Annotated in this window: 13 protein-coding genes and 2 tRNA genes; 10 read left to right on the plus strand and 5 right to left on the minus strand. The window is 63.1% G+C overall.

Going from position 1 to position 13536, the window contains the following annotated elements; genetic code table 11:
- The first annotated feature begins 24 nt into the window (after window positions 1-24).
- The 4 genes from KY495_RS22990 (at window position 25) to KY495_RS23005 (ending at window position 3135) form a co-directional block, all read left to right on the plus strand.
- Window positions 25-786 (plus strand): UDP-2,3-diacylglucosamine diphosphatase, encoded by a 762-nt coding sequence (locus tag KY495_RS22990; RefSeq protein ID WP_374040972.1) that lies wholly within the window; start codon window positions 25-27, stop codon window positions 784-786.
- 140 nt (window positions 787-926) lie between these two features.
- Window positions 927-1295, plus strand: a complete 369-nt coding sequence (locus KY495_RS22995; protein ID WP_219881584.1) for a GntR family transcriptional regulator — start codon at window positions 927-929, stop codon at window positions 1293-1295.
- The gene (locus KY495_RS23000) at window positions 1292-2161 is read left to right on the plus strand and encodes an ABC transporter ATP-binding protein (RefSeq protein ID WP_219881585.1); all 870 of its coding nucleotides are present in this window, start codon (window positions 1292-1294) and stop codon (window positions 2159-2161) included. The genes KY495_RS22995 and KY495_RS23000 overlap by 4 nt, the downstream gene beginning before the upstream one ends.
- Window positions 2158-3135: a hypothetical protein gene (locus KY495_RS23005; protein ID WP_219881586.1), complete on the plus strand. Its 978-nt coding sequence runs from the start codon at window positions 2158-2160 to the stop codon at window positions 3133-3135. Before KY495_RS23000 ends, KY495_RS23005 begins: the two co-directional genes overlap by 4 nt.
- 52 nt (window positions 3136-3187) lie before the next feature.
- Here KY495_RS23005 and KY495_RS23010 read toward each other — a convergent pair whose 3' ends face one another.
- The 4 genes from KY495_RS23010 to rnr form a co-directional block, all read right to left on the minus strand.
- On the minus strand, window positions 3188-3856 hold the full coding sequence (locus KY495_RS23010; RefSeq protein ID WP_219881587.1) for a YceH family protein: 669 nt from the start codon (window positions 3854-3856) through the stop codon (window positions 3188-3190).
- Between the two features lie 10 nt (window positions 3857-3866).
- Entirely contained in the window at window positions 3867-4604 is a 738-nt protein-coding gene (gene cysE / locus KY495_RS23015) for a serine O-acetyltransferase (RefSeq protein ID WP_219881588.1), read from the minus strand.
- Window positions 4605-4743: 139 nt separating this feature from the next.
- The gene (rlmB, locus tag KY495_RS23020) at window positions 4744-5487 is read right to left on the minus strand and encodes a 23S rRNA (guanosine(2251)-2'-O)-methyltransferase RlmB (protein ID WP_219881589.1); all 744 of its coding nucleotides are present in this window, start codon (window positions 5485-5487) and stop codon (window positions 4744-4746) included.
- 6 nt (window positions 5488-5493) lie between these two features.
- Window positions 5494-7983: a ribonuclease R gene (gene rnr / locus KY495_RS23025; protein ID WP_219881590.1), complete on the minus strand. Its 2490-nt coding sequence runs from the start codon at window positions 7981-7983 to the stop codon at window positions 5494-5496.
- Window positions 7984-8310: 327 nt separating this feature from the next.
- Here rnr and KY495_RS23030 point away from each other — a divergent pair.
- The 5 genes from KY495_RS23030 (at window position 8311) to KY495_RS23050 (ending at window position 11813) form a co-directional block, all read left to right on the plus strand.
- A tRNA-Leu gene (locus KY495_RS23030) sits at window positions 8311-8395 on the plus strand.
- Window positions 8396-8499: 104 nt separating this feature from the next.
- Window positions 8500-8584, plus strand: a tRNA-Leu gene (locus tag KY495_RS23035).
- 163 nt (window positions 8585-8747) lie between these two features.
- Entirely contained in the window at window positions 8748-10904 is a 2157-nt protein-coding gene (locus KY495_RS23040; RefSeq protein WP_219884397.1) for an ATP-binding protein, read from the plus strand.
- A gap of 56 nt (window positions 10905-10960) precedes the next feature.
- Window positions 10961-11170, plus strand: a complete 210-nt coding sequence (locus tag KY495_RS23045; protein ID WP_229518429.1) for a hypothetical protein — start codon at window positions 10961-10963, stop codon at window positions 11168-11170.
- 64 nt (window positions 11171-11234) lie between these two features.
- Window positions 11235-11813: a phasin family protein gene (locus KY495_RS23050; protein WP_219881592.1), complete on the plus strand. Its 579-nt coding sequence runs from the start codon at window positions 11235-11237 to the stop codon at window positions 11811-11813.
- 204 nt (window positions 11814-12017) lie between these two features.
- Here the strand turns inward: KY495_RS23050 and KY495_RS23055 are convergent, their stop codons facing one another.
- On the minus strand, window positions 12018-12596 hold the full coding sequence (locus KY495_RS23055) for a tetratricopeptide repeat protein (RefSeq protein ID WP_219881593.1): 579 nt from the start codon (window positions 12594-12596) through the stop codon (window positions 12018-12020).
- A 186-nt stretch (window positions 12597-12782) separates the two neighbouring features.
- Between KY495_RS23055 and KY495_RS23060 the strand changes: the two genes are divergently transcribed.
- The gene (locus KY495_RS23060) at window positions 12783-13502 is read left to right on the plus strand and encodes a hypothetical protein (RefSeq protein WP_219881594.1); all 720 of its coding nucleotides are present in this window, start codon (window positions 12783-12785) and stop codon (window positions 13500-13502) included.
- Window positions 13503-13536 lie beyond the last annotated feature (34 nt).

Below are 13536 nucleotides of genomic sequence, written 5' to 3' on the forward strand. Positions count from 1 at the left end.
GCATCGCAGTGTGACGTTCGCGCCATGACGATGCCCGCGCGTACCCTCGCGCTATTCATTTCCGACCTGCACCTGCAGGCTGCCCAGCCGGCCACGGCGCAGGCTTTCTTTGCCTTCCTGGCCGAGCGCGCCATGGCGGCTAAGTCACTCTACCTTCTCGGCGACCTGTTCGAATACTGGGCAGGCGACGACGATCTTCCCGATCCCTTTCATCAGCAGATTGCCGGCGCCATTCGCGCCGTCAGCGACAGCGGCGTGGCCGTGTACTGGATCGCCGGCAACCGCGATTTCCTGGTGGGCGCAGACTTTGCCGCGGCAGCCGGATTGACCTTGCTGCCGGAACCGCACACGGTCGACATTGGCGGCCAGCGCATTACCCTGGTCCATGGCGACGCCCAGTGCACGGACGATATCAAGTACATGGCCTTCCGGGCCCAGGTGCGCGACCCGGCCTGGCAGCAGCAGTTCCTGGCGCTGCCGCTGGCCCAGCGCAAGGCCATTATTGCCGGCATGCGCGAAGGCAGCCGCGAGGCGCACGCGGGCAAGACCATGGACATCATGGATGTCACGCCGGCCGCCATCACGGCCCTGTTTGACAGCAGCGCCAGCGACATCCTCATCCACGGCCACACCCACCGCCCCGCCCTGCACACGGATGGCGCGCGGCGCCGCTATGTGCTGCCCGATTGGGAACCCCTGTCCGAGCCGCCACGTGGCGGCTGGATCAGCGTCACCACAGACGGCGCCATCACCCGCTACGACCTCGACGGCAAGCCGCTGGCCTGACCACCCGCATGCATATCAAAAAAACCTTGGGCCTGCGTTAAACTGGTGTTATAGTTCACTACATCACCACTGCAACACATCACTACCATACCTCAAGGAGGCAACATGCAAGAGGAAGCATCCGTTCCGGAGTCGATCTCATGACCACGCCCTGGAACGACAACACACCCATTTACCGCCAGCTCAAGGACCGGGTCATCGGCATGATGCTCGACGGCGCGCTCAAGGCCGGCGACGCCCTGCCCTCCGTGCGCCAGGTGGCGGCCGAATACCAGCTCAATCCGATCACGGTATCGAAGGCATACCAGGAACTGGTCGATGAAAACCTTGTAGAAAAAAGAAGGGGAATAGGCATGTATGTGACCGACGGCGCGAGCGAAAAACTGCTTGCCAGCGAACGTGAGCGCTTCGTGCGCGAAGAGTGGCCTGCCATGGTTGAGCGTATTCGCCGCCTGGGCCTGGATCTGGAACAGCTGCTGCGCGCCAGCGCGCCGGGAGCGGCGCAATGAGTGCCGTCATCTCCGCCAAAGGCTTGTCCAAGCGTTATGGCAGCAGGGTGGCCGTCGACAATATCGATTTCGAGATTCCGGCCGGCCGCATCGTCGGCCTGATCGGGCCCAACGGCTCGGGCAAGACCACCACGCTGAAAGCGGCGCTGGGCCTGGTACCTTTCGACGGCCAGCTTACCGTGCTGGGCAAGGATCCACGCACCGAGCGCGATGACTTGATGGAAGAGGTGTGCTTCATTGCGGACGTGGCCATTTTGCCGCGCTGGCTGTCGGTGGGCAATGCTGTCGATTTCGTGGCCGGCGTGCACCCGCGCTTTGATCGCAAGAAGGCCGAGCGCTACCTGGCCAACACCAAGCTCACGCCCAATCTGAAGGTCAAGGAAATGTCCAAGGGCATGATCGTGCAGCTGCACCTGGCCCTGGTCATGGCGATTGACGCCAAGCTGCTGGTACTGGACGAACCAACCCTGGGCCTGGACATTCTGTACCGCAAGCAGTTCTACCAGAACCTGCTGGAAGACTATTTTGACGAAAACAAGACCATCGTCATTACCACCCACCAGGTGGAAGAAATTGAACACATCCTGACCGACCTGATGTTTATCCGTGACGGCAAGATTGTGCTGGCAACGTCAATGGAAGAACTGGGCGAGCGCTACACGGAAGTGATGGTGTCGAACGACAAGCTGGCGGCCGCCAATGCCCTCGCTCCCATCGATTCGCGCAGCGTCTTCGGCAAGTCGGTCATGCTGTTCGACTCCGCAGGCGGCGGCGCCACCCGCGCCCAACTCAGCGCCCTGGGCGAAACCCGCAACCCGAGCGTCGCCGATTTGTTCGTCGCGACCATGAAAGGAACTTACGCATGAATACGATGAAATGGCTGTTGCGCCGCGAATTCTGGGAACACAAGGGCGCCATGCTGTGGGCGCCGCTGGTAGCGGCGGCGCTGATCATTGCCGTCATGGGTGGCTCGCTCATGTATGGCGCGGCGACGGGCAAGTTCGACAGCAAGACCACGGTACGTTTTGATTCAGGCAAGGAAGTCACGGTGACCGAGGCGTTTGCAGGCCTGGCCGCCAACAAGAAGGAGCAGATCGCCGACGCCGTCTCCGGCGGCTTCATTGCGCCCGCCGGCCCGCTGTTCATCATGATGGCGTTCACGATCTTCTTTTACTGCCTGAACAGCATGAACGAGGAAAGGCGCGACCGCAGCATCCTGTTCTGGAAGTCTCTGCCCGTGTCCGATGGGGAAACGGTCTTGTCCAAGGCTCTGGTGGCGCTGTTCGTCATTCCCCTGATTACGGTGGTGGTGGCGGTGTGCATGTCGCTCATCCTGCTGTTCTTTGCCGGCATCGTGGCCGCCATGCTGGGCGTGAACATGTGGGGTGCCGTCCTGGGCAATGGTGACTTTTACCTGACCCCGCTGCGCCTGATCGGCCTGCTGCCGGTGTATATGGTGTGGGCGCTGCCGACCGTGGGCTGGCTGATGCTGGTGTCGGCCTGGGCCAAGTCGAAAGTGTTCCTGTGGGCCGTGGTGGCGCCCCTGATCGCCATGCTGATCGTCAAGTGGACCGCCTTCGTGCTCGGCGTGGGACTGAACCTCGACTGGTTCGCCCGGCACGTGCTGCTGCGCGGCCTGGCTGGCATCATCCCGGGGACCTGGATTCCAATGTCGGGCATGGAACACAACAATTCCCTGCCGCCGGCTGACGCGATCAGCGCCGTGTTCACCGGCTCCTGGGCCACGCTGGCCACCGCGCCCGCCATCCTGGGCGCAGTAGCAGGCATTGCCATGATCTACGGTGCTTCCCGCCTGCGCCGCTGGAAGGACGAAGGCTGATGGACCATGGGCCGCGCTTACTGCGCGGCCTTTTTTTTTGATTGTTTGCCGGCTACTCGAATTGCTGGCGGAATGCTTCAAACTGCTGCTTGAGCGCGTCCACTTCGCCGCGCAGGGCAGCAACCTCCTGTTCCAGCTGGGCCACGCGGCTGCCTTGCGCCGGCGCCGCCACCGTTCCGAATGAAGACTCCTGCTGCGCCAGCGCGGCGTCGCCACCGAGCAGCTGGCCGTAACGCGGCTCCTTGGCCCCGGGTGCCACTGCCAGCCTGGCCACAATCGGCGGATACTTGTCGATCAAGAACTGCAGGCACGCTTCCACGTCGGCCACCGATTTGAATTCGTGCACGCGCCCGCTGCGGGTGCGGATTTCGCCGGCCGTCTGCAGGCCGCGCAGCATCAGTACCGTCAGCACGGCCAGCTTGTCCTGCTCCAGCGAGAGCTTCACGCGCAGGCGGTGCTCGTACTTGGGCGCACGGGCGCCGGACTGCGACACGCCATTGACGTACTTGCGCTGCATGAGGCGCTGCAGCACTTCCTGCACCGTCTCGTCGGACAGCTGCATGACCGGGTCACGGCTCGAGAGCTGGTTGCAGCCATTGGTGATGGCATTGAGCGTCATCGGATAATTGTCCGGCGTGAGCGCTTCTTTCTCGGCCAGCACCGCCAGTACGCGGATTTCAAACGGGTCCAGGTGGGTGCTGCCGTCGCTTGCTTCTGTCATGCGGTATTCCTTACTCGACCAGTTTATTTAACTCTACCAAATCCAATCTATCACACTCGGGCATGCTGGAACACGGCATGCCGGCCGACTTCATGAGGGCGGTGAGCTTTTCGATCTGTTCATCCTGGCGCGCAGCGTGGTTGATGAGACCATGCAGCGCCTTGGACAGCGGGTCGTCGCCATTGGGTGTGACCCCGTAGGCAGAAAACAGATGTGCGCTGCGCGAATCGACTTCCTTTTGCACGATATGGGCCGGGTTGCCTACCGCGGTGGCACCGGCCGGCACCGGCTTGATGACGACCGCGTTCGAGCCGACCTTGGCGTATTCGCCGACCGTAAACGAGCCCAGCACCTTGGCGCCGGCGCCGATGATGACACCCTTTTCCAGCGTGGGATGGCGCTTGGCGCCGGCGTTGAGCGAGGTGCCGCCCAGTGTGACGCCCTGGTAGATGGTGCAGTCATCGCCCACATTGGCCGTCTCGCCGATCACCACGCCAAAGCCATGGTCAATGAAGACGCGCTGGCCGATGGTGGCGCCAGGATGGATTTCAATGCCGGTGATGATGCGCGCCAGGTAGGAGATGAAGCGGCCGATCCATTTGAGCTTGCGGGTCCAGCAGGCGTGCGCCCAGCGGTGCATCATGATGGCCTGGAAGCCCGGATAGCAGGTGATGACTTCCCATCCGTTGCGCGCCGCGGGGTCGCGCGCAATGATGCTGTTGATGTCGTCGCGCAGGTTGGAGAACATAAAAGGAAGGGAAAAACAGTTGCGATACATTCATGGTAGCGCATTCGAACCATGCTTGCTTACGAGGGGTCAAGAAGCCGCGGCCAGCCTCACCACGACGGGGCCCAGCCTGGCGCCGCCTTGCAGCAGCGCCCCGGCGTCACCCTTCCCTGGCGATGCGCTGGCGGCGCGCCTCGTACAGGCATACGCCCGATGCCACCGACACGTTCAGGCTCTCGACCGAACCAAACATCGGGATACCGACCAGCAGGTCGCAGGTTTCGCGCGTCAGGCGGCGCATGCCCTCGCCTTCGGAGCCCATGACCAGCGCGGTCGGGCCGGTGAAATCAGCTTCGTACAGGCCTTTTTCGGCGTCGTCGGAGGTTCCGATGAGCCAGATGTCGCGGTCCTTCAGGTCGCGCATGGTGCGCGCCAGGTTGGTGACGGTAATGTAGGGGACGGTTTCGGCAGCGCCGCTGGCCACCTTGGCAGCCGTGGCATTCAGACCCACGGCGCGGTCCTTGGGGACGATCACGGCATGGGCGCCGACGCCGTCGGCCACACGCAGGCAGGCGCCGAGGTTGTGCGGATCGGTGATGCCATCGAGGATCAGCAGCAGCGGCGGGCCTTCGATGGCGTCCAGCAGTTCGTCGAGGTTGCGCGCCAGCGCCAGCTGGCTGGCAAAGGCAATCACGCCCTGGTGGCGGCGGGTGCCCACGATCTTGTCGAGACGCGCGGAATCAACCGGCATCACGCGCACGCCGGCCGCCTTGGCGCCGGCGATCAGGTCGTGCATGCGGCGGTCGTTGCGCGTGGCGTCGACAAAGATCTCTTCCACCGATGCTGCCTCATGACGCAAACGCGAGGTCACCGCATGGAACCCGAAAATCATTTTGTTCTTCATTACTTCTTATCGCTTATTTTTGTTGGACTTGCCGGTTTTGGATGCGGTTTTAGAAGGTGCGCTTCTGGACGAGCGTGCAGGCCCCTTGCTGGCCGAGGTGGTCGACTTGCTGCGGCGCGGCTTCTTGACCTCTTCGCCGGCATCGATGCCGTCATCGAGGTCATAGCGCCCGGCCGTGTTCACCTTCGGCTCGCGCGACTTGCCCGGCTTGGCGTCGAGCGCCTTGTGGGCCGCGCTCTTTGGCTTGCCGGCACCGGTATCGGCAGCGACACTGCCGCCGGCGAGCACCAGGTCGATCTTGCGCGCTTCCAGATCCACGCGGGCCACCTGCACCGTCACGCGGTCGGTGAGCTGGTAGCGCTTGCCGGTGCGTTCGCCGCGCAGTTCGTGGCGCGCATCGTCGTACTGGAAGAAGTCGGTGCCAAGCTCGGTGATGTGGACCAGGCCTTCGACAAACAGCGCATCGAGCTGCACGAAGATGCCAAAGGTGGTCACGCCCGAAACCACGCCGGTGAATTCCTCACCCAGCTTGTCCTTGATGAAGTAGCACTTGAGCCATGCTTCGACGTCGCGTGAAGCTTCATCGGCGCGGCGCTCGTTGGCCGAGCAATGCACGCCGAGCGCGTCCCAGATGGTCAGGTCCTGCTCTTTTTTGTGCGTGCCCTGCGCCTTGTCCTTGGCCTGCTGCTTGCGCGTGGCGTTGGACACGGTGGTGTTCAGCCCCTTGAGGTCGATCCCCTTGGGCTCATACTTTTTGCCCAGCAGGATGGCCTTGATGGCGCGGTGCGTCAGCAGGTCGGGATAGCGGCGGATCGGGCTGGTGAAGTGGGCATACGCCTCGTACGCCAGGCCAAAGTGGCCAATGTTGTCCGGGCTGTAAACCGCCTGCTGCATGGAGCGCAGCAGCATGGTTTGCAGCAGGGCGGCGTCGGGACGCTCCTTGATCTGCTTCATCAAAGCCGCATAGTCGCCGGCGCTTGGCTTGTCGCCGCCGGCCAGGCTCAGGCCCACCTGGCCCAGGAAGGTGCGCACCTGGGTCAGTTTTTCCGTCGTGGGCGAGGCGTGGATGCGGTAGGTGCCGGGATGCTTGTGGCGGATCAGCAGGTCGGCCGCACACACGTTGGCAGCGAGCATGCACTCTTCGATGACCTTGTGCGCATCGTTGCGGGTGCGCGGGATGATCTTTTCAATCTTGCCCAGGGCGTTGCAGACGATGTACGTTTCGGTGGTCTCGAAATCGATCGCACCGCGCTCGGCACGCGCCTTTTGCAGCGCGTGGAATACGTCGTACAAATTGAGCAGGTGGGGCACGATGGCCGGGCGGCGCATCGCTTCCGGGCCTGCCGTGTTGCCGAGGATGTCGGCCACTTCATTGTAGGTCAGGCGCGCGGCCGAATGGATCACGGCCGGGTAGAACTGATAAGCCTTGATCTCGCCCTTGTCGCTGATGACGGCGTCGCACACCAGGGTCAGGCGGTCGACCGCCGGGTTCAGGGAGCACAGGCCATTGGACAGCTTCTCGGGCAGCATGGGGATCACGCGGCGCGGGAAGTACACCGAGGTGCTGCGCTCGAGCGCATCGACGTCGAGCGCATCGTTCGGCTTGACGTAGTGGCTCACGTCGGCAATGGCGACGATCAGGCGGAAGCAGTTGGCACGCCCTACTTTCACCGGCTCGCAGTAGACGGCATCGTCAAAGTCGCGCGCGTCTTCCCCGTCAATCGTCACCAGCGGGACGTCGCGCAGGTCGACGCGGTCGGCCAGGTCGGCGTCTCGCACTTCTGCGGGCAGTTTGGCGGCGGACTTGAGCGCCGCTTCCGAGAAGATGTGCGGCACGCCGAACTTGCGCACGGCGATTTCAATTTCCATGCCCGGGTCGTCCAGGTCACCCAGCACCTCGACCACTTTGCCGGCCGGCTGCTTGAAGCGCGACGGCTGCTCGATCAGTTCGACGCTCACGATCTGGCCCGCCTTGGCCTTGCCGGGCGAACCGGAGACCAGGATGTCCTGGCCAATGCGCTTGTCTTCCGGTGCCACGATCCAGACCCCGTTCTCGTTGAGCAGGCGTCCGATCACATGGCTGTTGGCGCGTGAGACCACTTCGACAATGGTGCCTTCCTTGCGCCCGCGGCGGTCGGTGCCGGTCACCTTGGCCAGTACGCGGTCGCCGTGCAGCACTTTTTGCATTTCCTTGTCGGACAAGAACAGGTCTTCGCCCGGTTCATCCGGGATCACGAAGCCGAAACCGTCGCGGTGGGCGCTGACCTTGCCGGCCACGAAGCCGGAATGGTCGGCCAGCGAGTAGTAGCCTTCGTCGTCGGCGCTGATCTGGCCGTCGCGCTCCATGGCATTGAGGCGGCGCGTGAGCACTTCAAGGGCGGCCGGCTTGACTTTGAGGGTCTGCGCCAGCGCAGCCAGGTCGAGCGGCGCAGCGGCGTCACGGAAGGTGCCGAGAATATCCTCGCGGCTAGGAATGGTGTGTGTAATTTGGTTCAAATGTTTTTCTATATTTGTTTTAACAGTAATCCCGGCGATTCCCGGGACTGGCACCGTGTTTTATTGACACAGTGATAGGCGTAGTGTAACGGAGTCGCACAGAATCGCCTAACGAAGCGTGCTCCAAAGATTCTTTTGGCGAAGCTTTGACATTTTAAAATGTTCCGCTATAATTTTGGTCTCTCGCGGCGACCCATGTCGAAGCGGAAGAAAAAGCTGGAGGAGTATGAACGGCAGGCAGCGAAAGTTAGTCTGGCGCAAAACTTCAAAGGCTAGTATGATAGCAGACTTCGGTGGCAACGCCGAACAGCAGCAAGCAGTTCCAGTGCCCACGTGGCGGAATTGGTAGACGCGCATGGTTCAGGTCCATGTGCCGCAAGGTGTGGGGGTTCGAGTCCCTCCGTGGGCACCATCTACCGGATGCAGTTTTCCGCAGAGTAGTTCGCAGTAGTCGTAAGACATTGCGCCGTAATCATCAGATTGCGGCGTTTTAGTTTGAGCAGCAGCAGTATCAGTGCCCACGTGGCGGAATTGGTAGACGCGCATGGTTCAGGTCCATGTGCCGCAAGGTGTGGGGGTTCGAGTCCCTCCGTGGGCACCACTCTACCGGGTTAGTATATTCCCGCCCAATTCGCAGTATCGAACGCCGCAGTCCTGGTTCCAGGCTGCGGCGTTTTGCGTTGTGCTGCGTCCGTGCGCGTATCCGTATTGACTGATTTGATCTACACTGGCGATATCTGCCGCGCGAGGACCATGCCGTGAAAATGTCGCCTCCCACCCGTGACGCCACCGTTCTGATCGCATCGGAAAGTCCGGCCGACCTCGCCCCTCTCACCGATGAACTTGGCCGCGAGGGCGTCAAGGTCGCTGTGGCCACCAAGGCCGACCACGCGCTGGCCCTGCTGGCCGACGGCAGCATCACCCTGGCCCTGATCGATATCGGCATGCGCCAGCGCGACGGCTTCGAGCTGTGCCGCCTGATCCGCAGCGCCGACGCCACAGCCGCCATTCCCGTGCTCCTGCTTGGCGCCAGCCTCGACCTGGATCAGCGCCAGCACAGCGCCGACGCCGGCGCCAGCGACTACATTGCGCGCCCGTTCGACCCGCGCCAGCTGATCGACAAGGTGCAGCAGCTGCTGGCCCTGCACCAGACCGACGTCAATCCCCTGTCGCTGATGGTCAACTACCATGCCTTGCTGTCCGGCTCGCCGGATACGGTGGTCCTGCTCGATATCCAGAGCGGCAAGCTCATTGACGTCAACGGCAATGCGTGCGCCCTGTTTGGCGTGAGCGAACGCGAGCTGCTCGGCAAGAAGCTGGTGGACCTGTGTCCGCCCACCCAGGCCAATGGCGAGCGTTCGCAGGCACTGCTTGACAGCTACATCGAACGGGTCAGCCAGGGCTTGATCCAGGTGCTGGAAGCAGAATTTGTGCACAGCAGCGGACGGCGCATGACGTGCGAGCTGCGGCTGGTCATCATGCCCACGCCAAGCCGGCGCCTGATGCATGTGCGCATGATGGATGTCACCAACCGCAACCGCGCCGAGCGGCTGCGCCTGGGCCAGGCCCGTCTGCTGGAAATGATTGCGCGCGGCGCGCCGCTCAAGTCCATCCTGGACGAATTGCTGCTGCTCATTGAAAGCTTGTCGCCGGGGGCGCACTGCACCGTGCTGCTGCTCGACCAGAACGGCAAGACCGTCCATCCCATCGCCGCGCCCAGCCTGCCGCCGGAATTCATCGCCGCCTTTGAAGGCTTGAGCATTGGCAGCGCAGCTGGGTCGTGTGGACGAGCCATGTTTTTGCGGGAAATGGTCATTACCGCAAACATAGAAACCGATCCATTATGGGACAAGTACCGGCAGCTGGCCCAGCCGTACGGCCTGCGCGCCTGCTGGTCCACGCCCATTGTCCTTGATGGCGCCGGCGTGCTGGGCAGCTTTGCCGTCTACTATCGCGAAGTGCGCACGCCAGACGAAGAGGAATTGCGCCTCATTGAGGTGGTGTCGCACCTGGCCGCCATTGCCATCGAGCGCACGCGGCGCGAGGAAGAACTCAAGCGCCACCGCGATCACCTGGAAGAACTCGTGTCCGAGCGCACCGAGGAACTTACCTCCGCCCTGGCCACCCTGTCGCTTACCCAGGAAGAACTGGTGCGGCGCGACAAGCTGGCCGCGCTCGGCACCCTGGTGGCGGGTGTGGCGCACGAACTCAATACGCCGATCGGCAACAGTCTCGTCATCGCCACCACCATGGCCGAACATGCCCAGGCGCTGGAGCAAGACATCGCCGCGGGCCTGCGCCGTTCGCGCCTGAACAGCTATCTCGAGCGGGCCCATGAGGCGAGCGATATCCTGGTGCGCAATCTGCACCGGGCGGCGCGGCTGGTGTCGAGCTTCAAGCAGCTGGCGGTGGACCGCACCACCTCCCAGCGGCGAATATTTTCCGTCAGCGAACTGCTGGATGAACTGGTGCTGCCGCTGCGCATTTCCATCCGCAAGCGCCCCATCGCCGTGGAACTGGTGATGGAACCGGGCCTGACCATGGACAGCTATCCCGGCCCCCTGTCCCAGGCCCTGAGCAACCTGTTTGAAAATTGCCTGGTTCACGCCTTTGATGCCGATGCCGAAGGCAGCATCCGTATCAGCGCGGTGCCGGTATCGGTGTCGGAGCTGGCCATTTCCATCGCGGACACGGGACACGGCATCGCGCCCGAGGTGGCAGCGCGCGTGTACGATCCCTTTTACACCACCAAACTAGGCTCGGGCGGATCCGGCCTCGGCTTGCACGTGGCCCATAACATTGTCACAGGCATTCTTGGGGGCAAGATTGACTTGCACAGCGTGCCCGGCAGCGGCACCACGTTTACGCTCACCCTGCCGCGCGTTGCGCCCAATGGGCAAGGCGCCAACCCGGCACTTTGACATCGGCATAACGTGCCGGACTTGACTTGCCGCCCGAACAAGCTATGCTCGGCCTTATGAAGACCATTCCAGCAATCGGTGTCGGCGCCCTCCTCGCATGCATGTGCGTGGCGGCGATGGCCGCGCCGGCAGCCTGGTTCAAATGGCGCAGCAAGGCCGACGGCAAACTGGTCTGTCACCAGACTCCGCTCGGCCCTGGCTGGGAAAAAGCCAGCGGCCCATTCCGCGACAGCCACTGCACAAAGGAAATCCCACCACATAAATGACCTGCCTGACCGGGGGAGATGAAGCAAGCCGTCTGTAGCATCCAATCAAACTGAGGAGAAGTTAATGTTTACGAATCCCGAACAATTTGCATCCGCCACCAAGACGCTTTTCGAACTTCAGATGATGACCTTCAATGCATTGACCAGCAAGGCGGTCGATGGGGTCGAGCAGGTAGTCGCCTTGAACATGGCCACGGCAAAAAATTCGGTAGCGGGCGCCATGGCCGCGGGCAAGGAAATGAGCCAGGCCAAAGATGCCAAGGCCGCCATGGACATTGCCACCTCCCATGCCAAGCCGGACATGGCGGGCGCCGTCCAGTATGGCGACGAGCTCAAGGTCATCATTGACGATATCCACAATGAATTTACCAGCGCGGCCGACGCCCACCTGGCCGAAGCCAAGAGCACGCTGACGGCACTGATCTACGACGTGACCAAGAATGTGAAACCGGGGTCGGAAAATGCGGTGCAGATCATCAAGACCGCGATTGACAATGCCTTCCAGGGCTACGAGCAGGTCACCCAGGCAACGCGCCAGGCGGTCCAGGTGGTGGAAGCGCAAATTGCCAAGGCAACCGAACAGGTGGGCGGCGCCGTGAAAGCCGGCGCCAAGGCCGGCGCGGCCGGCAAGCAGCCTTCCTGAACGCCGCCCCAAGGCCCGGCCAGACAGCACACTTGCCGCCGGCGTCGGTCCGGCGGCACGTTCCCTACAGCACGGCGCCGGCCGCCACGCCGCTGCACATGACCAGAAACAGCACAATGGCCGTGGTGCGCTGTCGTGCCGGCAGGTTGGCTACATAAATCCGGGTGGGTACTCTCATGACGTTCTCCTTGGGTGCTGGTTCGATCACTTGGCGGCCGATCCGTTCCGTGCCATGTCCTCGCGCAGCAGGCGGAACGGATCATCCTCGTCCGCCACGCGCGGTTTGAGCGCAGGCTGCCGGGGAAGGGGGCGCTTGACCGGCACGATGATGTCGCCGCCAATGCTGGTGCGCAGCAGCTTGGCCAGCTGCTGGGCTTCCGTCTTGACGGGCCCGGTCACATTGTTCTTGTGGGCCAGGTCGCGCAGGGCCTGGCTGGACACGCGCAGGCCGCTGACGGCAGCAATACTGTGCGCCTTGATATCGTCCGGATCACGCTCCAGCGCCGCCTGGGCAAAGGTGATCGCCTCACCGTACTGGTGACAGTCGAAGCTGACCTGTGCCGCCCGCAGCCAGGGCGCTTTCTCGCGGGGGAACGCCAGCGTCGCCTGCTTGAGGATGCCGATGGCGCGTGCCTCCTGCCTGGCGGCCAGGGCGGCCTCGGCCTGGGCCAGCAGGGCGGCCAGGGTTGGCGGCGCAGGCACTGGCGGCGCCGGTGGCGCACCGGCGCATGCACTCAGGACGGCGACGCAGGCAATGGCGGCAAGCGTAGAGTGAATTGACATAAGTGCCTTAGAGAAAACGTCGGAATGCCATTATTGGGCGAGGTTCCAAGGCCAGGATTGCGCCAGCTCAACCGATACGTCTGGCTGCACAGGCGGCTTTCTTCTCCGGCAAATCTTGTGCAAGGTCATCACGATCTTGTGTGGTTTGTTTCTAATCGGGAAGACAACATCTTTCCGGAGCCAGCCTTGCCTTCACCTGACGACCACCGCTCCCGCCGCACCATCACGGCCCTGAGCCATAGCAAACCCAAGCCCTACCGGCGCTACGCCTACAGCGACGAGCCGCAGCGCCTGTCGCGGATGCAGATTGCCGTACTGACAGCCGGTGGCATCGTGGTCGCCGGCTTGATGCTGACCGTGGCCGTGATCGCCCAGGAACATGAAAACGCCACGCGTGGCAAAGCAATCATTTCCGCGGAAATTGCGGGGGCGCCCTCGCCTGTTGCGCCGGTTCCGGTGTCAGCGCCCATGGCAGCAGGCGTGCCGGCAACGGACGTGCCGGCAATGGACGTGGCGCAACACGCGGCACAACACGTGCCGGCAGCACAGGTGCCGGCCGATCCCCTGCCCCCGGTGCTCGATGACTCCTCACTGCCCATTCCGGACCCCTTGTCGCCTCCTATGCACATGCCGGTGGACCAGCACCTGTCCTTGCCGGCACCGAAAAAGGCGTCAACGCCGGCTGCCCGGGCCGGAACCGGGGCCGCGACGCGCCCGCTCAAACTTTCGCTGCCACGGCCAGCCTTGCGCGCGAGCCCCGCGCCAGACCCGGATGTTGTCCTGATCGCCTCGATCCTGACCCTGACGCCGCTCCGCCCCCCGGATCAGGGCGCCGCTGCCCAAGAATGCACGCCGGGCGCCGTGCTGGAAAACCTGTGCGGTGCGCTGCACGGCATGCGCCCCTGAGCGGCAAAAAACCACACGGCAGCCGAAAGCGGGG

Source organism: Massilia sp. PAMC28688 (genome assembly GCF_019443445.1).
Lineage (GTDB): Bacteria > Pseudomonadota > Gammaproteobacteria > Burkholderiales > Burkholderiaceae_D > Telluria_A.